At 35.5% G+C, this 25,485-nt stretch carries 21 protein-coding genes; 19 read left to right on the top strand and 2 right to left on the bottom strand.

Annotated features, from left to right (window positions below):
- The first annotated feature begins 9 nt into the window (after positions 1 to 9).
- The 8 genes from ACVWNY_RS10275 (at position 10) to metG (ending at position 13,085) form a co-directional block, all read left to right on the top strand.
- A complete protein-coding gene (locus ACVWNY_RS10275; RefSeq protein WP_454071326.1) occupies positions 10 to 4,932 on the top strand; it encodes a beta strand repeat-containing protein in 4,923 nt (1,640 codons plus the stop codon).
- Between the two features lie 17 nt (positions 4,933 to 4,949).
- Positions 4,950 to 5,702: a WxL domain-containing protein gene (locus ACVWNY_RS10270; RefSeq protein WP_218326229.1), complete on the top strand. Its 753-nt coding sequence runs from the start codon at positions 4,950 to 4,952 to the stop codon at positions 5,700 to 5,702.
- A 98-nt stretch (positions 5,703 to 5,800) separates the two neighbouring features.
- Complete coding sequence (locus ACVWNY_RS10265; RefSeq protein ID WP_218326228.1) at positions 5,801 to 6,898, top strand: WxLIP family cell surface protein; 1,098 nt, start codon at positions 5,801 to 5,803, stop codon at positions 6,896 to 6,898.
- Positions 6,870 to 7,646: a class A sortase gene (locus tag ACVWNY_RS10260; protein ID WP_218326227.1), complete on the top strand. Its 777-nt coding sequence runs from the start codon at positions 6,870 to 6,872 to the stop codon at positions 7,644 to 7,646. Before ACVWNY_RS10265 ends, ACVWNY_RS10260 begins: the two co-directional genes overlap by 29 nt.
- A 2-nt stretch (positions 7,647 to 7,648) precedes the next feature.
- Positions 7,649 to 8,089 (top strand): hypothetical protein, encoded by a 441-nt coding sequence (locus tag ACVWNY_RS10255; RefSeq protein ID WP_218326226.1) that lies wholly within the window; start codon positions 7,649 to 7,651, stop codon positions 8,087 to 8,089.
- Entirely contained in the window at positions 8,073 to 9,527 is a 1,455-nt protein-coding gene (locus tag ACVWNY_RS10250) for a helix-turn-helix domain-containing protein (RefSeq protein ID WP_454071325.1), read from the top strand. The genes ACVWNY_RS10255 and ACVWNY_RS10250 overlap by 17 nt, the downstream gene beginning before the upstream one ends.
- Before the next feature lie 102 nt (positions 9,528 to 9,629).
- Positions 9,630 to 11,000: a class II fumarate hydratase gene (gene fumC, locus ACVWNY_RS10245; protein ID WP_218326224.1), complete on the top strand. Its 1,371-nt coding sequence runs from the start codon at positions 9,630 to 9,632 to the stop codon at positions 10,998 to 11,000.
- 54 nt (positions 11,001 to 11,054) lie between these two features.
- Positions 11,055 to 13,085, top strand: coding sequence for a methionine--tRNA ligase (metG, locus tag ACVWNY_RS10240; protein WP_454071856.1), 2,031 nt, complete (start codon positions 11,055 to 11,057; stop codon positions 13,083 to 13,085).
- A gap of 46 nt (positions 13,086 to 13,131) precedes the next feature.
- On the opposite strand, the gene ACVWNY_RS10235 is transcribed toward metG, so the two are convergent.
- Together ACVWNY_RS10235 and ACVWNY_RS10230 are read right to left on the bottom strand one after the other, a co-directional pair.
- On the bottom strand, positions 13,132 to 14,178 hold the full coding sequence (locus ACVWNY_RS10235; RefSeq protein WP_454071324.1) for a glycosyltransferase: 1,047 nt from the start codon (positions 14,176 to 14,178) through the stop codon (positions 13,132 to 13,134).
- Positions 14,179 to 14,261: 83 nt separating this feature from the next.
- Positions 14,262 to 14,786 carry a hypothetical protein gene (locus ACVWNY_RS10230; protein WP_454071323.1) on the bottom strand — a complete coding sequence of 175 codons (525 nt, stop codon included), beginning with the start codon at positions 14,784 to 14,786 and terminating at the stop codon, positions 14,262 to 14,264.
- 172 nt (positions 14,787 to 14,958) lie between these two features.
- Between ACVWNY_RS10230 and ACVWNY_RS10225 the strand changes: the two genes are divergently transcribed.
- From ACVWNY_RS10225 to secA2, 11 genes are all read left to right on the top strand, one after another.
- A complete protein-coding gene (locus ACVWNY_RS10225; protein WP_454071322.1) occupies positions 14,959 to 15,726 on the top strand; it encodes a TatD family hydrolase in 768 nt (255 codons plus the stop codon).
- Positions 15,727 to 16,290, top strand: coding sequence for a ribonuclease M5 (gene rnmV, locus ACVWNY_RS10220; RefSeq protein ID WP_454071321.1), 564 nt, complete (start codon positions 15,727 to 15,729; stop codon positions 16,288 to 16,290). It begins immediately after the preceding gene.
- Entirely contained in the window at positions 16,287 to 17,159 is an 873-nt protein-coding gene (rsmA, locus tag ACVWNY_RS10215) for a 16S rRNA (adenine(1518)-N(6)/adenine(1519)-N(6))-dimethyltransferase RsmA (protein ID WP_454071320.1), read from the top strand. The genes rnmV and rsmA overlap by 4 nt, the downstream gene beginning before the upstream one ends.
- Before the next feature lie 103 nt (positions 17,160 to 17,262).
- Complete coding sequence (locus ACVWNY_RS10210; RefSeq protein WP_454071319.1) at positions 17,263 to 18,387, top strand: DUF3089 domain-containing protein; 1,125 nt, start codon at positions 17,263 to 17,265, stop codon at positions 18,385 to 18,387.
- 123 nt (positions 18,388 to 18,510) lie between these two features.
- Positions 18,511 to 19,470, top strand: coding sequence for an oxygen-dependent tRNA uridine(34) hydroxylase TrhO (gene trhO / locus ACVWNY_RS10205; RefSeq protein WP_454071318.1), 960 nt, complete (start codon positions 18,511 to 18,513; stop codon positions 19,468 to 19,470).
- Positions 19,471 to 19,549: 79 nt separating this feature from the next.
- Positions 19,550 to 20,158, top strand: coding sequence for a hypothetical protein (locus ACVWNY_RS10200; protein WP_438719558.1), 609 nt, complete (start codon positions 19,550 to 19,552; stop codon positions 20,156 to 20,158).
- Positions 20,159 to 20,314: 156 nt separating this feature from the next.
- Positions 20,315 to 20,521 carry a DUF1659 domain-containing protein gene (locus ACVWNY_RS10195; RefSeq protein WP_454071317.1) on the top strand — a complete coding sequence of 69 codons (207 nt, stop codon included), beginning with the start codon at positions 20,315 to 20,317 and terminating at the stop codon, positions 20,519 to 20,521.
- Positions 20,522 to 20,533: 12 nt separating this feature from the next.
- Positions 20,534 to 20,746: a DUF2922 domain-containing protein gene (locus ACVWNY_RS10190; protein ID WP_218326209.1), complete on the top strand. Its 213-nt coding sequence runs from the start codon at positions 20,534 to 20,536 to the stop codon at positions 20,744 to 20,746.
- Positions 20,747 to 20,851: 105 nt separating this feature from the next.
- Complete coding sequence (locus tag ACVWNY_RS10185) at positions 20,852 to 21,454, top strand: alpha/beta hydrolase (RefSeq protein ID WP_454071316.1); 603 nt, start codon at positions 20,852 to 20,854, stop codon at positions 21,452 to 21,454.
- 77 nt (positions 21,455 to 21,531) lie between these two features.
- The gene (locus ACVWNY_RS10180; RefSeq protein WP_454071315.1) at positions 21,532 to 22,581 is read left to right on the top strand and encodes an aspartate-semialdehyde dehydrogenase; all 1,050 of its coding nucleotides are present in this window, start codon (positions 21,532 to 21,534) and stop codon (positions 22,579 to 22,581) included.
- Positions 22,582 to 23,096: 515 nt separating this feature from the next.
- A complete protein-coding gene (gene secA2 / locus ACVWNY_RS10175) occupies positions 23,097 to 25,466 on the top strand; it encodes an accessory Sec system translocase SecA2 (RefSeq protein ID WP_218326206.1) in 2,370 nt (789 codons plus the stop codon).
- The last annotated feature ends 19 nt before the right edge of the window (positions 25,467 to 25,485 follow it).

Genomic DNA, 25,485 nt, shown 5'->3' with positions numbered 1-25,485 from the left:
AGGTGAATGATGTTGTGGCGTAAAATATTGGTAATTATTTTTGTAATGAATTTCTTTCTTTCAAGTGCGCCCGTTTTGGCTGCTACAACTCAAGATTCAACTACTTCAACCTCTAGTGAAGTGTTTCCTTCTGAGAGTTCAGAAACAGTCAACCAAGCGGACTCTTTGCCAACTCAAAGCACTGATCCGATTGAACAAGCTAGCCAATCTGATGATTATTCAACAATGGCCGATCCACAGATATATACGGTCATATTTGAAACTGATACAGCCCATTTGTTTTCTAATCAGTCTTTTCAAGCAAGTATAAAATTGAATCAGGGAGATTTGTTAACGGATTCTCAAATTCCGATTTTTGAAGAAAGTGTGCAAGATGATTTTGAAGGTTGGAAAATCGGGGACAAGTTATATAGTAATGAACAGTTAAAACAAATGGAAATTGACCAAAATATTCAAGTAGTGGCACAATTTAAAGAAAAAGCGCAAATGACTAGACAAAGCTTGGCAGTCAATCAATCAATTAAAGATATTATTGCCTCTGCTAACCAAAGCAAAGTGATTGTGGTGCCTAGTCCAACAGGTGATGGTAATCCTTATCATGAGTATGATGCTAATGAGAATGGTGTAAAGCAAGGATTGTTTGATTTGTATACCAATGGTCATAATAACGACTTTGTCATGTATTTTGGTAGCAATGTGACATTAGGAGCAGCTACGATGGCAAAAGCTGTACCCACAGCTGTCAGTGCAGCAAATGTTACTTTTACAGCATTAACTGGTAAGGTGAACCAACTAACAATTACAGGAGTCAGCAATGATCCTATCTCAAATGATACAACTTCACCTACTGGCGCAAAAACTTTGTCACTACCAGCTGATAGTTTTTTTGGAAATAATATTATTTTGCGAAACATTCGCTATAGCGGTAGTAGATACTATATGAATGGTTACAATTTGAATTTAAATGGTGGCTCTTACGGAACAAGTACAAGCAGCATCTTCGGTGGAACTGATAACGGTGATGTAACAGGAAATCCAATTATAACGGTGAATAGTACTGGTAGTGGTTATTGGGATTTTTATGGTGGTAATGATTCTGGTGGTACATTAAATGGAAGCACAACTTTAAATTTTAATAATTCTAGTGGTAATCTACGAAATCTAGCCGGTGGTGCAAAAGTCGGCACAATTAACGGAAATACGGCTGTGACAATTAATAATTTAGGTGGAGAAATTACTGACAGCTATTATGGTGGTGGAGTCGGAAATACTGCTTCAGCAACAGCCAATGTAACAGGAAATGTTGTGACTAACATGGATGTCCAAGATCAAAATACTAAATTTAAGCTAAACAGTAATGTTATCTACGGCGGCGTTCAGTATGGAAATATTAACGGAACAATCACAACGACGATTGCTGGTTATGGTGCTATTGATGGTAGTAATACTGGGGGGCTAACTACCTATCCAGGTTTTATCGGTGGTTCTCGTGAAGGAAATATTGGATCTGATCGACAAAAAGTTGCGATAACCAATAATATTGATTTCAGTAAATATTCAGCAGGTGTCACACCGTTTTCTGGTGGAAATAATGTAAAAGGAACGATTACTGGGTCAATTAAAAATACAGTTCGCGCTGGCCAAAGAGATAAAGGTGCTCTGGCAGGCGTTTACGGTGGCGGTAGTCGAAATATTACTACATTAAGTGCAGCTAAGCTTGGAACTTCAAATGCAGTTATTAATAGTGCAAATGATAATTTTGATAGTTTAACTAAGGAACAACGTAAAGCAAAGGCAGAATCTGCTGCTGACTTCAAAGTATACGGGAATATTGACTTGAATGTTCTAGGCGGTTGCGTCAGTTTAGACACTGATCCTAGTTATACTAGAGCAGCCGGTTATGGTGGATATATTGAAGGAGACACTTCTGTTACTTTAGGAACACTCACTGCTGATAAAAGTGTTGGAGGAGATGGTTTGGTTTATTCAAACTATACGGCAGCCTATAACTTAAATAATTTGTCATATGACAAAACAAAAAATACAAGAAGCTATTTTACTGGCTATGATGTAGTCGGTGGTGGTGGAACTCCTGGAGATAGCTGGTCTATCTACATCTACGGTCATACAAAAGTAACAATGAATAATGTAGTTGCACGTTGGACATACGGTGGAAACTTTTCTGGTGTAGTCGATGCACCAACAAATAGTAGTAACTATGCTTCAGAATATGTGATGAATGCCGGAATTGCCGATACTACCGAAGGAACTGGCTATATCGCACAGAGAACTTACGGTTCTTCCCATACGCAAATTAATTATGGACAAGTCGACTGGTTTACCTCTGGTGGTGGCTGGGGTGACTGGAAGCAGTATGGTGATGCTTCTGTTGAATTTGTCAGTGGTATCCATAATGGGACAGTTGGGGGTACTTATGGCTATTCTGGCGTTGCCAACCATGTGATTGATGGCAATGTTTCAGTATCGATTTTAGGCGGCGATTTTTCGGGAAGCCCAAGTCATACCAGCGATAAAGCTTTCTCAGCAGGTCCATCTAATCAGGGGACAATTACTGGTGATGCCACGCTGACTTTAGATTTGCGAACAGTCAATGGAAAAACTTTTGTTCCACCACCTAAAGTCGAAATTACTGCTGGTCGTCACGCCAGTGCTATTAATAATTATATTAAGTTAGGAAAAACTGGCAGTAAGGTTAACTTAAATATCTATGCTAATAAAGATTCAGGCGATGTATTGAAAGGTGCAACAATTTTTGGTGATGGTGGAAATACAGCCAGCGATAGCCAAATGTCTGATGTGAATATCAATATTGATGCCCCTGATTCAACAATTGGAACTTTATACGCAACACAATATAGTAATGTTGCTAGCGATGCGTTATTACGCAACGTGAATGTCAAAATCCAAAGAATAAAATCAATCAGTGGTATTTCAGGTGGGAATCAAACTGATAACATCACCAACTTAGTCGCTAGCAACAGCGCAGCCAAAAATATTCATTCAAATTTTCAAATTGGTCAACAAGTTTCTGATACGAGTGAATTTCAAACAACGCCTATTTTGATAAGCGGTGTAGGTTTAATTAATTTTACTAGTTTGGATATTGATAATAAAACCATTTTAACTGCGACTACTGGAAATATAAAAAATGGTGCCAATGCAACTGTGGCAAGTCATAGTACTACGTATAACAACTTTGGTGATATTACTTTACATGATGGGTCTGGTTTAGGAATTTTGACAAATACAGCCTTCATTTCAGCGGGGAAATTATCCATTAACGGAGAAAATTCTTTGGAGTCACCTGAAGGTAAAGGGAAAGTTAATATTAGCGATATTAACTTTAGTGATCCTACTAATGCACGACTTACATGGATTAAGAATTCAACCACCAACACGATGACTACTCAAACAGGTAGCTGGTTTGGTAAACAAAGTTCCTATCAAGTATTAACAATTAATCCGACGGGAAAAAATGCTGAAAAAATTTCTCCATTGAATTTCAAAGGTATTGAAAAAACAACTGGTAAAACTTTTATTGGTGATAATGACATTACAAATTCTCAAGAAGGTTATGGATTGATGCTTCCTGGAGCAGTGTATGACTATCAAGTGAATACGCCAATTGCTGAGGGAAAAGGATTTATTGAGCACAATGTTGCACAAGTAACAGCTGATAATAAACCTATTTTACAAGTTTGGGGTTCTGAGGTGGCAAACACACCTGTAACTAAAGGAAGATTGGTAGTTCCAGCAGTAAATAAAATATTGCCGACGTTAACTTTTTCACCAGATAAGAGTTCGTTTTCTTGGCTGTATAGTGGCGAAGTTGTTTCTACAAAAGTTGGTAGCAGTAGTCAAATTTTTACTGAACAAAAAAATAGTGATCCTGTTACTTGGACATCAGCCGATGGTGAATATAGTTACACAATCAATATAAATTACTCAAATAAGGCTGAAGTGACTGCTAAAAATGCAATTATCACAGAGAAACAAGCAGCTGCAATTCAAACAAAAGAGGATGTTGTTAAATTAATGACAGCTAGTGGGCGCCCTAATTTACAAAGTAATTTGGATGATCAACTTCTGGCATTGATCAAGCAGCCTCTTGCACAAGATCAATTGAGTCGTGTGCATGATATTCGTTTTTCAACTGGTACTTCAACAGTCAACCAAGCTACACAGGATGTGCAATTGACTGTGGTAAAAGATGATAGTTCGATTGCTCCAGATGGCTCTTTTGCAATTGTTGCTCAAGACATTCAGTTAAAACTAGTGGATGCGAATAATTTGGCTAATCTTGAGGCACTGAACCAATTAACTAAAGCTAGTGTAATTTTTGCTGATGGACGTAGCAGTCAGGTGCCTAGCCTTCCTCAAGCAACTTTTGACGAAGTGAAAGGCGCCAGTGATGCAAAAACCGTCATTGCTAATTATACTTTTAGTAATTCAGGTCAAAGTGCAACCAAAGATGTAAATATCAGCATTTTAGGTACATTATCTTTAAACGAGGTACCTTCTAAAGTTGATTTTGGTGCCCAAAAAGTAAGTAATACGGTTAAAACTTATACACCAACTGTTACAGGTGCATTAAAAGTTAAAGATACTCGCGGTGTGGACAAACAACCGTGGCGATTAACTTTAAGAGAGTCAGATAAATTAGCCGATGGTAGCAATGATTTAAGTGGATTATTTAACTACACGAACAGTCAAGGGACCGTTCAAATAACCGATCAAAATATACCGGTCGAAGAAAGATCAGCTCAATCAAATGATGTAATTGATATTACCCAACAGTGGGATGCTTCTTATGGTTTGCATTTGACTGTACCGGTAGAAAAACAATTAATAGGTGATTATCAAGGAACATTAACATGGAGTTTAGAAAATGTTCCTGGAAATAATCCATAATAAAGGAGATTTTAAAAATGAAAAGAACAGCAAAATTATTATTAGCATCTATGGCTTTAGGTGCAGTTGTAGTGGCACCGATTAGCACTTTCGCAGCAGATGGTGGAAATTATGATTCTAAAGGAACAATCACATTTCAACCTGGGACGGATCCAACAAATCCAGTAGATCCAACGAACCCAACAAATCCTGTGCAACCGACAGATCCAACTGATCCAACTGGTCCTAAACCAGGTACAAATGGACCTTTGTCTATTGATTTTGCTTCAAGTTTTGATTTTGGTACACAAAAAATTACTTCTCAAGACAAAACTTATAACGCTCAAGCCCAAAAATATTATGAAATAGACAGTGATGGGAAAACTTCTACTACAGTTAAAGAAGGTCCGAACTATGTTCAAGTTTCTGATAATCGTGGAACTGAAACTGGTTGGAGCTTGAACGTTACTCAAGACGCTCAATTTACTTCAAGTAACAGTCATGTTTTAGAAGGTGCAGTAATTACACTTAATAACGGAAATGTTGTGAGTGCTTCAAAATCAGCTAAACCAACTGGGACTACAAAAGTGAGTTTGACACCTGGAGCTGCTTCAACAATGATGTCAGCTAAATTAAACGAAGGTGCTGGAACTTATTTATTAGATTGGGGAACGGATGCGACTACTGGAGCAGAAAGTGTTCAATTGAAAGTTCCAGGATCAACAACCAAATATGCAGAAAAGTATAATACAACATTAAAATGGGCACTTTTAGACACACCAGGAAATTAAAAGTGTCAATGAACTAATTATTTTGAATATAGGTGGACGTAGGAATTAAATTTTTAATTTATTTCCCACGTCCCTTTGCTGTAAGGAAGGACAAATTCATGAAAAAGAAAAATATATTGTTGACTCTATTTTTATTTGTTTCGGTATTGATGTTAAATACTGTGAAATCGTATGCGAATGAATTCGGTTTTGCAGTTGAACCACAAATTCCTGAAAATCAAATAGATAAATCAAAAACATATTATGATTTGCAACTAGATCCAGGACAAACGCAACAATTAAGTGTACACCTAGTAAATGATACGGACAATCCAGTCAAAGTGGAGGCCACTATCAAAAGTGCGACAACTAACTCAAACGTAGTGGTTGAATATGGCCCAAACAAACTTAAAGCTGATAAAAGTTTAAAATATAATCTGGCTGACTATGCAAAAATGCCCAATACCATAGATATTCCAGCCAAAAGTACTTTAGACGTACCGATTGATGTGACAATGCCGAGTGAAAATTTTGATGGGGTCATGGCGGGTGGTATCACCTTTAAAGAAATTAAAAAGGATAATAAAACAGCCGATAGCAGTAATGATAAAGGGCTGGCTATTCAAAACGAATATTCTTATGTAGTAGCTTTATTGTTAAGAGAAAATACGAATGAAGTAGCTCCTAACTTAAAATTACATACAGTAAAAGCAAGTCAAGTCAATGCCAGAAATGTTATCTTGGCTAATGTTCAAAATGATCAGGCAACCTATATTAATCAAGTAGCGATTGATGCCCAAATAACTGAAAAAGGTAAATCAAAAGTTTTATATAAAAAAAGCGCAGAAAACCTACAAATTGCCCCAAATACTAATTTTGATTTTCCGGTACCTTTAAATGGAAAATCACTAAAAGCTGGTACTTATCATTTAAAAATGATTGTGAATGGCAATCAACTAGCAGAAGGCCAATTTGTTAGAACTGGCGAAGATAAAAAAGAAGTTCACTACAGTAATCAATGGATTCTTGAAAAGGACTTTACTATCAAAGCTGAAACTGCTAAAAAATTGAATGCTAAAGATGTCTCCATCAAGAAAGATTACACATGGCTTTATATTTTAATTGGTATTTTATTGCTGTTACTTGTAATTATCCTTATTTGGGTGATTCGGAGAAGGAAAAAAAAGAATGACGAAGAAGCAGAAAAAGTCGAATAATTTATATAAAATAATTATCCTGTTGTTGTTATATGTAGGTACTTTTATGTTGTTTTTTCCGCTGTTTAAAAAAAGTTTTATTGTATATGAAGCTACGACGGCTCAGTTTAAAGAGGTGACGCAGCTAACTAAAGTTGCTAAAATCCCTTTTGAACCAGTAGATGCAATTAGTTTTAAAGAAACTTTAGCTGCAGTGAATCAGCCGGACTTTTCTTCAATTGGTAGTCTGCAGATTGATTCATTGCAGTTAACTACACCTATTTTTGCAGGATTAGATCAGACGCAAATGATTTATGGAGCAGGGTCCATGTATCCGGCCCGCAACCCAGCAAAAGAAAATTTGGTTTTGCTGGGTCACCATTTAGGTGTTGGTGATATTTTATTCGGTCGATTGAATAACATTAAAAAAAATGCTGAGATTCGGCTGCGATATTTAGGTAAAAATTATACTTATCAAGTTTTCGAAAAAAAAGAAATTAATGAAACAGATTTAAATGTATTAAAAACGCAAAACAAAGCAATGCTGACACTGATTACTTGTGATCAGCCGACAGCAACGAATAAAAGAATAATTGTCCAGGCCAAACTTGTAAATAATAAGAAAAATACCATTAAAAAAATCGAAAAGAAAGCAAATAAATGGAAATTAATCAGAAAAAACGTTAAATTCAAATGGGTTTGGTTGCCGATGATTGTTTTTTTTGGAATCAATACAATTTTAAGCTGGTTCATTATAAAGAAGGTGTAAGGTTGATTGGCAAAAAAAAATTTTTATTAAGTGGTTCATTGCTACTTTTATCTTCACTAATATTAGGTTCACAAATTTCAAAGGCTGAAAATAATATTTATAGTCCAGATGATCCAAATCAAAAAGTGGTTCCTATAGAGCCGACACAACAATCAAATACAGCCGAAACTAGTGACACCTCAGAAGTGGTTCCTTATGTCGAAAAGGAAACTGCTGCAAAACAAAAGAAAAAAGTAAAAAAAACAAAAATTGCAAAGAAGCAGCGAAGAAAAACAGAAAATCAAAAAAAATTATTGTTAAATCAAGCTTTCTTCTCAGACAAATATCAAGCCACTTCGGCGCAACCTAGTTTTGGTGGTGGACAAGATGGTGTAGAGGAGCCGCAATTAATCAAAACAGTTCAACTATTAACTGGAATTGCATTTTATGGGAGAAAGAAGTGAACGAACGTTGAATTTTGAAGTTTTTTTAAGTAAAGACAATACAAGAAAATATCAATTTCTGAGATTTATTGAAGAATCCACTGATTTAGCGGCAAAAAGTTCTTTAATTCAAGAAAAGTTAGGTATATCTAATTTTTTATATGATAAAACATTAGGAGAATTGCAAAATGATTTTATTGAATTTAATTTAGATGGTTTTTTTGAATTGGTTACTGATAAAGAACAAGTACAATTGAATGAAAGTCAGGAAGCTGTTTCTGATTTAGTTTTACGGGAATATTTAAATGATTCTTTGGATATTGCGATTCTATTGGATTTACTTAAAGGAAATTTTCAATCGATTAATGACTTTGCTAACCAACATTTTATAAATTATCGGATTGCTTATGAAAAAGTTAAAGAAGTAAAGAAAATTTTGGCTTCTTTTGGAATTGGGATGAATAAAAATCATCAGCTAACGAGTAGTAATCAAAATATTTTTTTCTTTTTCACTAAAGTGACTTCTTTTCTTTTTCAAGAGGATTTTTCATTTTATGGTCAACAGATTGAGGAAAAAATTAATGTAATTAGCCAAAAATTGAAGGATCAGGAAATCTTTATACCGTTAACTAGGCAACGTCGATTAGAACATTTTTTAGGGGTATTTTTCTTATTAAAAGATCTTAAAATCGATCAAAATAAAAATAAAAAGACAGTTTTGCAAAGCCTGAGAAAAAGTTTTCCTGGAGAAGAAAACTGTCTGAAGGAACTTGAATTACCAATAGAATTAGAAGATGATATATTTTCATTTTTGTATTTAGAAGGTATATTGACAGAATCTACAATAGAAAAAAACATAATTGGAAAACGAATTACTCGATTGAACGATCGCTTTATTTCTGCATTTGAAAAAAATTTTTATCAACTAGATCCACAAAAAGAAATTGTATTATTCAATGAATTGAACCGTCTCCATTTTGAGATGTTATATTTCCCTTTTCGCTTGTTCGATGGTTACGATAATATTGATATCAGCTTTTTTGAAGAAACCTATACCGAGTATTTCTTATTTTGTCGCAAATATTTAATGGATCAAAGCTACATAAAAAAAGAGGGCATCATAGACTACCGAAATGTATTATTTTTGACTTATTTGCTGATTTTGGTTGAAAATATTTCTTTGTCTGAGGTAATCGAACAAATTAATGTGTACATTGATTTTAGTTTTGGCCAAAAGTACAATCGCTTTATTGCGAATAATTTGTCGATATTCTCTCATCTAAATGTTGTGACGCAAGACAAGCTAAGTGAGGAAACCGATTTGGTTATTTCTAACATTAGTGAGTTATACCATTCCAATTTAATTGAAAATATTATTTGGCTTGACCCGCCCCGTCCAACTGACTGGGCAAATCTAGGGAAAACATTGCTACAAATTCGAGCAAAAAAATTTAATTAGTCGCTTTTATCAGACTCTTGCTAAGTTTGATAAAAGCTTTTTTGTCTTCATTTTTCATTTGATTTAAGCGATAATGTAAAAAAAGATGAAGGAGCTATGCAAATGAATACCAGAACTGAACATGATTCATTAGGAGCAATTGAAGTACCAGAAGACGCACTATGGGGCGCACAAACTGAAAGAAGCCGTCAAAACTTTAAAATAGGTGGAGAAAAGATGCCACCAGAACTATTGGAAGCTTTAGTGACTATTAAAAAAATGGCTGCTATTGCAAATCATCAAGTTGGGAAATTATCCAGCCAAAAAGCGGAAGCCATTAAGAATGCCTGTGATCAATTACTAACACAAAAAAATTGGTCCCAGTTTCCTTTAGTCATTTGGCAGACTGGCAGCGGTACTCAAACTAACATGAATGCCAACGAAGTAATAGCTCATCTAGCAAGTCAAGAAACGCCGATTCATCCTAATGATGATGTTAATATGTCTCAAAGTTCTAATGATGTTTTCCCCACAGCGATTCATTTAGCAGCAACTATGACCATCGAGAAAAATTTATTACCGGCGATTCACCAAACGATTGCAACTTTGGAGGATTTAGAAGAAGAAAATCAAGATGTGATCAAAATTGGTCGAACTCATTTACAAGATGCGACACCAATTACCTTTGGACAAGAAATTAGTGGCTGGAAAGCGGGCTTTGAACATAATGAGAATATGCTGATTGCTACATTGGCAGAGTTAAAACAATTAGCAATTGGTGGAACTGCAGTCGGCACTGGCTTAAATGCATCAAAAATATATGAAGAAGCTTTCATTGTGGCATTGAATAAAGCGACAGGTATTCATTTTATGAGTGAAAGCAATAAATTTCACGCATTAGCCAATCGAGATGCTGTCGTTTTTGCTAGTGGTGCTTTAAAAGCAACAGCAGCTAATGCTATGAAGATGGCTAACGATATTCGCTGGTTGGCAAGCGGACCGCGAAGCGGAATTGGTGAAATTACCCTACCAACAAATGAACCTGGTAGCTCGATCATGCCAGGAAAAATAAATCCAACTCAATCTGAAGCATTAACTATGGTGGCCTTGCAAGTAATGGGAAATGATGCAACGATTGGGATGGCAGCTTCTCAAGGGAATTTTGAATTGAATGTTTATTTGCCATTGATTGCCTATGATTTATTACAGAGCATTCGTTTATTGACAGATAGTTTGCATTCTTTTAGAGAAAAATGTTTAGTTGGTATCACTGTTAATCAAGAGCGAATGACTGAATTATTGGATAATTCCTTAATGCTAGTGACGGCATTAAATAGCCATATTGGTTATGATAAAGGCGCTGAAATTGCTAAAAAAGCCCATCAAGAAGGGACGACTTTAAAAGCAGCAGCATTGTCTTTAGGTTACCTGACTGAAACAGAATATGATTTGTGGGTACGACCGGAAAAAATGATTGGTGAGATTGACAGATAGGACTTGTCTGGAACAAAGAAAGTCCAGTGAAATTGTGGTATACTAACAAAGAATATTTTTTTAAGGAGGAGTAAGATGTCAGAAAAAGAGACATTTTATATTACGACACCGATTTATTATCCAAGTGGCAAGCTCCATATTGGAAATTCTTATACAACAATTGCTTGTGACGCGGTGGCTCGTTATAAACGTTTAATGGGATTTGATGTGTTCTACTTAACTGGTACCGATGAGCACGGTCAAAAAATTGAGAAAAAAGCTGAAGAATTAGGTATTGAACCACAAGAATATGTGGACGAAATGGCGGCGGATATTAAAAAACTTTGGAAAACTTTAGATATCAGCTATGACAAATTTATTCGGACAACAGATGATTATCATGAAGCTGCTGTTCAAAAAATCTTTGACCAGTTATTAGCACAAGGGGACATTTATTTAGGCGAATACGAAGGCTGGTATTCAGTTTCTGATGAAGAATTTTTCACTGAAAATCAAATGGCGGAAGTTTATCGCGATGATGAAGGAAAGGTCATTGGCGGAAAAGCACCAAGTGGACATGAGGTGGAATTGGTCAGAGAAGAATCTTATTTCTTCCGGATGAGTAAATACGCGGATCGCTTGTTGCAATACTACGAAGACCATCCAGAATTTATCCAACCAGAATCTCGTAAAAATGAAATGATTAATAATTTCATCAAACCAGGTTTAGAAGATTTAGCTGTATCACGGACGACCTTTACTTGGGGAATTCCTGTGAATGCCAATCCTGAACATGTCGTTTACGTGTGGATTGACGCTTTAACTAACTATATTACAGCGTTAGGCTATGGTTCAGATGACGATAGTTTGTATCAAAAATACTGGCCAGCAAATGTTCATATGGTTGGGAAAGAAATTGTGCGTTTCCATACGATTTATTGGCCAATTATGTTAATGGCGTTAGACTTACCTTTACCGAAGAAAATCTTTGGCCATGGTTGGTTAATGATGAAAGACGGAAAAATGTCTAAATCTAAAGGAAATGTAGTTTATCCTGAAATGTTAGTTGAACGTTTTGGTTTAGATGCTTTGCGTTATTATTTATTGCGGGCTGTGCCATTTGGTTCAGATGGTGTATTTACGCCGGAAGATTTTGTGGCTCGTGTAAATTATGATTTAGCTAATGATTTAGGGAATTTATTAAATCGGACAGTGGCCATGATTAACAAATATTGTGGTGGGATGGTTCCTAAATATCAATCAAAAGTGACACCATTTGATAGTGAATTATCGACTACTGCCGCAAACGTAGTTTCTCGTTACCGTGAAGCGATGGAAAAAATGGAATTTAATACTGCTTTAGCAGAAGTTTGGACTTTGGTTTCTCGAGCAAATAAATATATTGATGAAACTGAGCCTTGGATTTTAGCAAAAGATGAAGAAAAACAGGCTGAATTAAATAGTGTAATGGTTCATTTAGCAGAAGTCTTGCGGATTGTAGCAATTTTATTACAACCAATTATGACTGAAACGCCAACGAAAATTTTTGAACAATTAGGCTTGAACACTGAAATGATGAATTTAGCAGATATTCATTTCGGCGAATTTCCAGAAAATACTAAAGTGATTAGTAAAGGTCAACCAATCTTCCCTCGTTTAGATATGGAAGAGGAAGTAGCCTATATCAAAGAAAAAATGTCTGAAGGTGTAGCGCCAGAACCTGAAAAGGTTAAATGGCAACCGGAAGAAACAGAATTGGTTTCGGTGAAGGATAAAGAAATCAAATTTGATGTTTTTGATAAAGTTGAATTGAAAGTGGCAGAAGTCATCGATTGTAAAAAAGTCGAAGGCGCAGATAAATTGTTACAATTTAGACTAGATGCTGGCGACAAAGCAGACCGTCAAATTTTATCAGGAATCGCTGAATATTATAGTGATCCAGCTAGTTTGATTGGTAAAAAAATAATCATTGTAGCTAATCTAAAACCTCGTAAAATGCGCGGAGAAATTAGCCAAGGGATGATTTTATCAGCCGAAGCCGCAGATGGCAGTCTGAAAGTAGTTGAAGCACCAAAAGGAATGCCGAACGGATCGGTAGTAGGTTAAAGCTAAAAGAGGTGTTTAAAATCTTAGGATTTTAAACACCTCTTTTTTATTTGACTAATAGTTTGTCTTGAATATCGAATAAAGCTTTTTTAAACCAAAAGCCTTCTCGAACCAATTGTCCAATTCTAATTACGTTTTGGTACATTTCTTGATAGTCTTCCTCAGTAAAAGAATCCAGTAACTTAGGAAGCTCTTCTAAATTAGAAATCGTCCGTCCTATATTATTTTTTACAATGAAATCAGCTTCAGCTGATTGATCCCATACAATTACTGGTTGATTAGCTGCTAAGTAAAGAGATAGTTTGTGGGGCATATTGTATTTTTCATAAAGACCATAGCTTCCTGTAACTTCAGGATAACTATCAGACGTCCAGCTTAAACCAAAGCTACCATTTAGTTGGAAAGGGATTGATTCAGGGTCATAACTGCCACCCAGAGTAATATTTGTAGGCAGTTCTAAAGTTGGTTCATTTAAGTTAGAAAAAACAGTCATGCTCACAGATTCAGGAATATGAGTTAAAAAATTAGATTTACTAAAAGATCCTGCAAAATCAATATTTCGACTAAATGAGCGAGATTTTCCATTTAAATAAGCAAGTTTATAACCAAATAAACCTTGAATAACCATTTGAGCCTCTTTTTTTACTTTATATTGCTGGATAATTTGTTCCTGCATTGCCGGTGAATGAAATATAAAACCATCTGCATTTTCGAATTGAAAATTTGATTTCGCTTGATGATCATTCGACTCTCTCCAGGCTGCAATATCATGAATAAAAAGGACTATTTTCGCACCCATCAACTTCGCCCGAGAAAAAAGCAATTTTCTATAGCGCTCACTACCTAAAAATGGGTACTGAATAATGATAATATCGTTTGTTTTAATTCCGCTTAAAATGCCATCAATTCTAGATGATTGTGCAGCATTTGTTTCATTTGTATCATTGTATTCATAGAAATCTAAATCTTTACCACCAATTTCTCTTGTAAATTCACTGATATCATAATGTGCTTTACCTGATGCGCCTAGATGCCAGTAGGCAAAGCTATATGGGATAGTGTTAGAATGAGTTTTTGAACAATATATAGTCATAAGTCCTCTCCTTTATTTATAATTTAAATATAAATAAATTATATCATTATAAATAGGGGAAATATAAAAATAATAAATAAATTTTATATTTTATGTTCAGGACTCATTTTAAACTTTCTGGTAATTTTCTTTGGCAAAGCCAATAACAATATTTCAAAAGGAGTAGCTAAAACAGTCCATGCAACCTGACGAACATTTTGGTGAACCAAATAAGCTTTATTCAAAAGAAACATGAGAACGACAATTCCTAGTATCCAAAAAATAATTAATTGCCATTTTTGCTGCCAGTCTAAAAAATAAATCATTCCGCTAACGACAAAAGGATAAAGATAGAACCAAGAACTAACCATATTTACTCGCCAACTTTTCGTTAATAAATGTAAATTTAATAAAAAAAAGATGGTGGTTAAAACAACACCTAATGGTGGAAATAATGAAATCAAAAATGTATAAATCGCTCCCCAAACCAATAGACCAGGTCCTTTTATTAAAGCAACTATTAATAATAGTAAAGCAATCAGTAAAAGTTGTTGACTAAAGCTGGCCACCACGAATAAACTAAACAGGCAGATAAGTAACCAGTGCCAACGATTTTGTTTGTTTTCCATAGAATCACCTCGTGGCTCCATTATAAATAGTTTGTCAAAAAAAACATCGGACTAATGATGGAGATGTAAGCTGGTCTTAATATTTAGAAATATATTTATAATATAGCTGAATAAAGATATGTGTTAAGGTAGTAGTTGTCCTAAAAAGAAACAAATGACAGGAGGAGACAAAATGATTTTTGACTCTCATACGCATTTAAATGCGGAGCAATTTAACGACGATATACCTGAAACTGTCGCTCGGGCGAAAGAACTTGGCGTCACAGAAATGGCAGTTGTTGGTTTTGATACAGAAACGATTACTAAAAGTTTACAATTAAATCAGACTTATGAAGGAATTTATTCGATTATTGGCTGGCATCCAACTGAGGCTGGCAGTTATACAAAAGAAATTGAAACGGATTTGATTGAAAAACTAACTTTACCAAAAGTTGTGGCTCTAGGAGAAATCGGCTTAGATTATTATTGGATGGAAGATCCCAAAGAAGTCCAAGCTAAAGTATTTCAACGACAAATTGCGATTGCAAAAGAAATGAATTTACCAATCAGTATTCATACTCGAGATGCGATTGAAGATACTTACAAAAAATTAAAAGAAGCAGATATTCGTGAGATTGGCGGTATTATGCACAGTTTTTCTGGTAGCGATGAATGGGCCAAACGCTTTTTAGATTTAGGGATGCATATTTCTTTTTCTGGCGTAGTGAGTTTTAAAAAAGCCACCGATGTTCAAGCGGCAGCAAAAATTGTCCCTTTAGATAAATTGTTAGTCGAAACCGATGCACCTTATTTAGCGCCGGTTCCTTATCGAGGCAAACGAAATGAACCAGGCTATACACGTTACGTAGTAGAAAAAATTGCGGAGCTACGAAATTTACCATGGGAAGAGGTCGCTGAAATAACGCGCAACAATGCCCATCAACTATTTAGGATTGATTAAATGAAAGAACGAATTGAAGAAATTATTGTTGTCGAAGGAAAAGATGATACAAAGCGGCTTAAAGAAGTTTTCCATGTGGATACGATTGAAACCCGAGGCTCGGCAATTGATGAAGAAATTTTGAGCCAGATTGAACATGCTGAAGAAACCCGTGGTGTGATTGTTTTTACTGATCCAGATTTTTCTGGAGAGAAGATTCGCAAGACGATTATGGAAAGTATTCCTAGTGCCAAACATGCCTTTTTAGCTCGTCGAAAAGCCGCACCACAAAAAAGAGGCAGCAGTTTAGGGGTAGAACATGCTAGCGATGAAGCAATTATTGAAGCCTTGGAAAAAGTTGTGACACCTTCCACTGTTGACGATCTACCTGAAATTCCTAGACAAACTTTGGTGGCCTATGGTTTAATAGCGGGAGCTTCTGCCAAAGAAAAACGAGAACTTTTAGGAGAAGAATTAAAAATAGGCTATACCAACGGCAAACAATTAGCCAAACGTTTGAAAATGTTTCGCATTACCGAAGAAGAATTAAGTACCGCTATTAAGAAAGTCGAGGAAAGACTGTGAATAAAGATATTGCAACACCTTCTAGAACAAGAGAAATTTTAAAGGAACACGGATTTTCCTTCAAAAAAAGTCTAGGACAAAACTTTTTAACTGAACCGAATATTTTACAAAAAATTGTTGAGACTGCTGATATCACTTCAGCTGACAATGTGATTGAAATTGGTCCCGGCATCGGTGCATTGACTGAATATTTGGCTCGTAGCGCCGGAAAGGTTTTAGCTTTTGAAATTGATGACCGTTTGATTCCGGTTTTAGCAGATACTTTAAGTCCCTATGACAATGTAAAAGTGGTGCATGGCGATATTTTAAAAGCCAATGTACCAGAAGAGATTGCTTACTTTGATACAGCCGGTCCTTTAAAAGTCGTGGCAAATCTGCCCTATTATATTACGACACCGATTATGATGTCTTTATTGGAAAGCCAGTTGCAGATTGATCAGATGGTAGTGATGATGCAACGGGAAGTAGCTGACCGCATTAGCGCTCAACCAGGGACAAAAGCATATGGATCTTTATCGATTGCTGTTCAATATTATATGGAAGCTGAAACAGCTTTTATCGTACCGAAAACGGTTTTTATTCCCCAACCCAATGTTGATTCAGCGATTTTAAAATTGGTTCGCCGAGAAAAACCTGCGGTGACTGTTACAAACGAAAAAGAATTCTTTAAATTAACCAAATCAGGCTTTAATCAGCGTCGTAAGACTTTATGGAATAATTTATTGAACACTTATGGGAAAGATGAAGAAACGCGTGCTTGGTTAGAAAAAAGCTTGATTCAAGCCGAAATTGATCCCAAACGACGAGGAGAAACCTTATCACTACAAGAATTTGCTAATTTATCCAATGCGCTGGAAGCCAATCGTTAAGTTGAAATAGTTGAACCAAAATAATTTCTCGTTTTACTTTTTGCTATCAGTAAAACGAATCAGTTGATATGAAACCAAAGATTTTAGTTTTAGGAGGATTTACGTGAAAAAAATAATTGCCGCTCTTTTAGTTGTTGCTGCTGCTGTAGCTCTTTATTTTGCTTTTTACTCTGGTGATGAGCAAAGAAATGATCAGACTGCAACGAGTACAACCGCTTCAGTTAATAAGCCCAAAAAAGCCGGAGACGATATTAAAGCTACGGATTATAGTAAAGCAACAAATTGGCTAGAACAAGGAGAAGACAACGGAAAAACAACCGATGTCTTTATGTTATATCCGACTGCTTACGCACAGAAAGAGAAAAAAGATTCACCAGTTTCTACTATTTCAAATGCCAGCATGCAAGCTGGTGCCCAAGTGTTTATGGCAACTCAAGGGTCTGCTTTTGAAGCTAGTGGAAATGTGTATGCTCCTTATTATCGTCAATTAGATGCGACATGGTGGTTAAGTAAAGACAAGAGTGAACAGCAAGATTACATTCAAGGTGTTCCCAAAGCCGATGTATTAGCCGCTTTTGACTACTATATCAATAATCTAAATAATGGCCGACCATTTATTTTAGTTGGTCACTCTCAAGGTGCCGCGATGGTCAAAGAAATCTTATTTGACTATATGAAAGAACATCCTGAATTAAATGATCGATTAGTAGCCGCTTATGTTTTAGGACAATCGGTTACCCAAACTGAAATTGATCAAAATCCAGGTATTCATTTTGCTCAAGGTGCTGATGATAACCAATCGATTATTTCCTATAATACTGTTTCACCAAACTTTACCGGTGAATTAAGTACTTGGGAAGAAGGGTCTTTAGCCATTAATCCATTAAACTGGACAACTGATGGAACGCCAGCCGATGTTACTCAAAATTTAGGTTCGTATGTTAGAAATAGTGAGACTGGCGAGTACGAAAGAGTTGATAATTTGGCAGATGCAACCGTTGATACGACTCGTGGCTTATTAATTTGTTCAAGCGTCGATCAGGCAACTTATGAAATGCCAAAATCAGCACAAAAGATTTTCCCATCTGGGTCTTACCATAATAACGACATTAGTTTTTACTATTATAATTTACAAGCCAATGCTGAAAACCGGGTGGCTCAATACCTAGCGCTACATCCAGAAGCAGCAACGGTCGCCCCTGCAACAACGGATGCAGCAGCTGAATAAAAGTCTTTAAGCTATCGAAGTTCGATAGCTTTTTTTGTACAAAAATAGACAAGCATAAATTTCGCGCTAGTTATGAAATTTCTATATTATAGTAAGATAGGAATTTTTTAGGAGGAACAACAAATGGATTATCGCGTTTTGCTTTACTATAATTATACAGAAATTACTGATCCGGAAGTTTTTGCTGCTGAACATTTGGCTTTTTGTAAAAGTTTGGATTTAAAAGGTCGTATTTTGGTGGCCAACGAAGGAATTAACGGAACTCTTTCAGGAACGCTCGAAGCGACAGATGCGTATATGGAAATGATGTTAGCTGATGAACGTTTTAAAGATACATATTTCAAAATGGATGAAAGTGAAGGCCATGCCTTTAAGAAAATGTTTGTCCGACCTCGTCATGAATTAGTCGCATTAAACTTAGAAGATGACATTAACCCATTAGAATTAACTGGAAAATATTTAGAGCCTCAAGCTTTTAAAGCTGCTCTATTAGCTGAAGATACAGTTGTAATCGATGCTCGGAATGATTATGAATATGATTTAGGTCATTTTCGTGGTGCAGTTCGTCCGGATATTCGTAATTTCCGTGAATTACCTCAATGGATTCGCGATAACAAAGAAAAATTTATGGATAAAAAAGTTGTGACTTATTGTACTGGCGGTATTCGTTGTGAGAAATTTTCTGGCTGGATGGTAAGAGAAGGCTATCAAGATGTGGCACAATTGCATGGTGGTATCACCGCTTATGGAAAAGATCCTGAAGTTCAAGGGGAACTATGGGATGGGAAAATGTATGTCTTTGATGAGCGGATCAGCGTAGATATCAATCAGGTGGATAAAAAAGTAATCGGGAAAGAATGGTTTGATGGCACGCCCTGTGAACGATATATTAACTGTAGCAATCCCTTCTGCAATAAACAAATTTTAGTTTCTGAAAGCAATGAAGAAAAATATCTTGGTGCATGCTCATATGATTGTGTGACCAATGAAAAAAATCGTTATGTTGTAAAACATCAATTGACTGAAGTAGAACGAATTGAAAAATTGACAGCGTTAAGAGAAGAACTAGCGTTAGCAAAATAACTATTCGAAACTGTCTTGACACATCTCTGTGATTTCGATAAACTAGATTTCATTGAGTGTGTCAAGACAGGAGAGTAAAATGAAAACCAATTTAAAACATTTAACTATTTCAGCTTTATTAATCGGATTAGGCGTATTGATTCCAATGGTGATGCCTAAAGTAATGATTCCTCCGGCATCCTTTACTTTAGCGAGTCATGTCCCCGTCTTTATTGCGATGTTCTTTGCGCCGTGGGTTGCGGTAGCTGTTTCATTAGGAACCGCTTTTGGCTTCTTTATTTCAACCTCACCAATCATCGCTTTGCGGGCATTGTCCCATGTTGTTTTTGCTTATTTTGGTGCAAAATATTTGCAGAAGCATCCCGAGATTGTTTTAAAAAATGGCAAATTTACTTTTGCTAATGGTCGTTTCCAATTGTTTAATTTGGTGATTGGTATCATTCATTCTGTTTGTGAGTTAGCGGTGGTCAGTGCTTTTTATTTCATGGGAAATATGCCGGATACTTATTACTCGCAAGGGTACATCTATACGATCTTTATTTTGATGGGTGTAGGTGGATTGATTCATAGTTTAGTAGATTTCAATATCGCTTACTTTGTTGCCGGTGCTTTATATAAGCAGTTTGATTTACCGATTTTCTCATCAGCAGTGAAACAAGCGAAAGAATTAAAAAAAATATTGGTCTAACAAAAATCTTCAAAGGTTGATGCAATCAGCTTTTGGAGGTTTTTTATTCTGCTTAAAAAAAAGATTCCATTTCTTTTGCACTTTTTGCCAGAAACTTTCGTTATTAATAGTGTAGGCAGTCGCGACACCTATAACAAATCAAGAGGAGGCAATACCATGATTCAAAAAGTGAGTACAAAATTACAAGTTCAACTAACCCAGGCAGGCAGGAAGGAACTAAAACGAGTTAATTTTAGTAATGTTGTTGATGAGCCCACAGAAGAAGAGATGTTAATTTTAGGCGATGTGATGAAAGCCTTAGGACAAAACGAATCAGCACTAGATGGCGTATTAATGACTGTTCAATCAAAAGTAACGAAATAAGGAGGAAGTTAAATGTTAAAATTAAGTGCCGTATTTAAAAATAGTGTAGGTAAAAATCATACTTGGTCATATAATGAACCAAATAAAGATTTAACTGCTGACGAGATCAAAAATGAGTTAGTTAAATTATCAACTTTGGGAATTTTTGAAAAAGACGATGTACGGCTTTTTAGTGAAGTTGTTGAAGCAAGTTTTGTTGAAACGATCGAAACACCTATTTTTTAAAGATATTAAGTCTGTAGCAAATTCGCTGCAGGCTTTTTTAATTGCTATCTTTTTAAGAACATGCTAACTTTGTACTAACAAAAAGTAAGTAACGGAGGGAATCAAATGAAATCACTTTACGATGCTGGACAAGCGGACGGAAAAAATTTATTACTACTTCACGGAACTGGCGGAGATGAAACTTCTTTAGTGGATGTTGCCCGATTTTTAGATGGTAGTTGCCGCATTCTTTCTTTTAAAGGTGAAGTTAACGAAGATGGGATGAATCGATTCTTTAAAAGAAATGGCTTAAATCAATTTGATTATGAAAGTTTGGAAGAAGAAACCGATAAACTATATGAAGCAATTAAGCAAGAAAGTGAAGATAAAGGCGTTGATTTAGCTGATTGGGTTTTAGTTGGATATTCGAATGGTGCCAATATTGCCGCTCATTTATTATTGGAAAGAGATACACCTTTGCGTTATGGTATTTTTTTCCACCCAATGTCATTAGAAGTCCATACCAAAACTTCTGATTTGTCTGACAAGCGTGTCTGGATGTCCTACGGCGGCGTGAATGATCCGATAGTCAGTGAACAAGCTTTTGATGAATTGGAACGGGCTTTTGTTGCTAGAAATGCCAATGTTGTGGTAGATCGGACTGAACATGGTCATCAATTAAGTATGGATGAATTAAAATCGGCCCGCGCCTTTTTATATCAGCTTTAATCAAAAAAACTTCTATTTGTATTTAAAGGTATTTGTGATAAAATATTAAAAAAATATGAAGTGGAAGAGTGATATTGATGAGAAAAATCAACGTTGCCGTTGTGGGAGCAACTGGTGCTGTCGGGACCCAAATGATTAACATGTTAACAGAAACGAGTTTACCAATTAATCAAATTAAATTTTTAGCTTCGAAACGTTCTGCAGGAAAGACCATTAATTTCAAAGGCCAAGAATTTACGATTGAAGAACTTGTACCGGAATCTTTTGAAGGCGTTGATTTAGCACTGTTTTCTGCTGGTGGTGGTATTTCAGAAAAATTTGCCCCCGAAGCTGTTAAACGTGGCGCCATTGTAGTAGATAATACTAGTCATTTTCGGATGCAAGAAGGGGTACCTTTAGTAGTTCCAGAAGTGAATCCAGAAGCATTAAAAACACATCAAGGGATTATTGCCAATCCAAATTGTTCAACGATTCAAATGATGGTGGCTTTGGAACCAATCCGCCAAGCTTATGGGTTGAAAAGAATCATCGTTTCAACTTATCAAGCTGTTTCTGGTGCAGGAAATTTGGCTATGGATGAATTAAAACAACAAACTCAAGCTTTTCTTGACGGTGTACCAAAAGATGAAATTCCAGCTAATATTTTGCCAGCCGGCGGCGATAAGAAACATTATCCATTAGCATTCAATGCGTTGCCACAAATCGATGTCTTTGCTGAAGAAGGCTATACTTATGAAGAATGGAAAATGGTTAATGAAACGAAAAAAATCATGGAAGACAGCCAAATAAAGGTATCAGCTACTTGTGTACGAATTCCCGTTTTAACTGGTCATTCGGAATCGATTTATATTGAAACTGAAAAACCGGCTACTGTATCAGAAGTGCAAGAAATCTTAACAAATGCAGCTGGCGTCACTTTAGAAGACGATCCCAGTCAACAAATCTACCCACAAGCTTTAAATAGTGTCGGAAGTAAATCAACCTTTGTTGGTAGAATTAGAAAAGATTTAGATGAAGAGAAGGGCATCCATATGTGGGTCGTATCAGATAATTTATTAAAGGGTGCTGCATGGAACTCTGTCCAAATTGCAGAAAAAATGTTTGAGATGGATCTTTTAGGAAAATAAATCAAGTTAACAGGAAATCAGTTGATTTCCTGTTTTTTTTTGGAAATAAATAGCTAAAAAACAAAATAGTCTTATGAATATTTAATTAAAAAAATCATAAAAAAGATAATTTTTATGCATTTAGTCCTGGTATTTCTACAAGGGCTTTTTCGTTTTTAAATAAAAAAAATCTATATTATAAAAAAATATGCAAGAAATAATCGCTATTATAACAAGATAAATATCTATTTTTTCTCAAATTAATTATTTTAAATAACGATGATATGAAAATGATTTTAAATAAATTAGATAAAACGATAATAACTAAATGAAGTTAAATTTATTTTAGGTTTATGTTTTTAAAAATACCAAAAAATATAATTTATATTGATTATAAATAAATTATATTGTAAAATTTTATTAGATAGTCATGACATAAATAAATAATAATTTTTATTTTAATATTAATATTAATTTGAATTAGTTAATAAATACATTTGTAGATTTTTGATTTTATGTAAAAGGGTGAATGTTTTATGAAGAGTCCTAAGCTTAGAAAGTATCGTCGAATTGCGAGAAAAGTTCAGCAGTTGGCTGATAAATACGCAAATTATTCAGATGAAGAGTTAAAAAGTCAAACAGTCAAGTTTCGCCAGCAATTAGCAAAAGGTAAAAAATTAGAACATTTGTTGGTGGAGGCTTTTGCAGTAGTTGTTGAGGCAGATCGAAGAGTTGTTGGCTTGAAACCTTATTTTGTTCAGATTATAGGTGGAATCGCTTTATTTTATGGAAACGTTGCCGAGATGAAAACTGGAGAAGGGAAAACATTAGCGGCTACTATGCCGCTTTATTTACGCGGTTTAACTGGGAGTGGCAACTTTTTGATTACAGCAAACGATTATTTAGCATATCGTGATGGGCATGATGTCGGTCGTGTGTATGAATGGTTGGGTTTGACTGTAGGCGTGGGAGCAGAAGAACATGAAGGGGATGAAACGGTGGATAAAGAAGCTGTATATGCTTCTGATATTGTTTACACTACCCACAGTGCTCTTGGATTTGATTATCTGATTACAAATCTAGCAACAGTTCCCGAAAAACAATATGTAAAAAACTTTAATTACGCTGTTGTTGATGAAATAGACGCCGTTTTATTAGACTTGGCACAGACACCATTGGTAATTTCCGGCGCGCCTAAAGTTCAGTCAAATTTATTTGAGGTATCCGATTGGTTTGTAAAAAGTATTGAGGAAGATATAGATTATGAAATCAGCGAGGACCAGAGAAGTGTTTGGTTTACTGAGGATGGGATCAAAAAAGCAGAAAGATATTTTGATATCGAAAATATTTTAAGTGAAGAATGGTATCAAACGTATCGTCATTTGGTCTTGGCTTTAAGAGCAAATTTTATTATGAAGAATAATCGAGATTATGTAATCAGTAATGATGAGCTTTTTTTACTAGATGAAGCCAATGGTCGCAAACTGGTCGGAACAAAATTACAAGCTGGATTACATCAAGCAATTGAAGCAAAAGAGCAAGTAAAAATTACTATTGAGACAAAATCAATGGGTGTGATCACTTATCAGAATTTATTTAAAAAATTCAAAATTTTATCTGGTATGACTGGAACGGCGATGACCGATGCTGAAGAATTTCGTACAACTTATCATGTTGATGTGGTAGAAATTCCTACTAATGTTCCAATGATCAGAAAAGACCATGGAGATGAAATTTTTATTACGAATAAAGCCAAGATTATGACCTCTCTTAAAGCGGTAAAAGAAGCCATGAACCATGGCAGACCTGTTTTAATTGAAACAGGATCAGTTAGCATGTCGGATTTATATTCTATGTTGTTGTTAGATCAAAAAATTCCTCACAACTTATTAAATGCGACTACTGCAGCAAGAGAATCTTGGATCATTCGAGATGCAGGTCGAGCAGGAACGGTAACTGTAGCGACCTCGATGGCAGGACGTGGAACAGATATTAAGTTGAATCCAGCAGCCAGAGACAATAATGGTTTGTTAGTTGTCGGAACTGAGCGGATGACTAGCGAAAGAATAGATAATCAATTAAGGGGTCGGGCTGGTCGACAAGGGGATCCCGGAGACAGCGTCTTTTTTGTCTCTCTGGAAGATAAGATTGTCATTGAAAGTGCACCAAAATGGGTAGCGAAATCAAGAAAGAAACTTCATGGAGAAGTTGATGAAGAGAAAATGATTGATCCCCAACTATTAGGAAAGAAATACAAAAGTGTCATAAAGAAAGCGCAAAATAGTCGGAAAAATCAAGAGTTTCAAACAAGAAAAAATACTGTTGATTATGATGAAATTGTCAGTATTCAACGAGAAAAAATTTACGATACCCGTAATCACATCATGGATGCGTCAATGGAAGAGTTAGATGAAATTATTGCTAAATGCACCATTCAAGCCATCCAGGTATTCGTTGAGGAAAAAGAAAATTTAGATTTCAAATATATTATCAATTTCATTTTTAATAATTTTAATTATAACTATGACGTAGATGCCTTAAATATGACGATGGAACTTAGCAAAAAAAATGTGACAGATTTATTGCTGGAAATAGCAGCAGAGCAAAAAGAGCGGATTAAACAAATTATCCCTGATTTTTTCCAAATGACCTATTACAAACGGGTAATTATCTTAAAAGCAATTGACATGATGTGGGTCGAACAATCAAATAATTTGCAACAGCTTAAAACAGTTGTCAGCAGCCGTAGCTGGGGACAACATCGACCGATTTACGAGTATCAAATCGAATCGAAACGATCATTTTTAGAGATGAAGGATCACATATGGGTGGAAATATTACGTAATTTCTTACTTTCTGACTTAATACCACAAGAGGATGGAACAATTGATATTGAATTTCCATAACCAAAAAAATGATTGAACT

Source organism: Enterococcus sp. JNUCC 77, from assembly GCF_054819945.1.
Note: the sequence above shows the minus strand (reverse complement) of the source record. Positions and strands in the feature narration are given on the sequence as shown.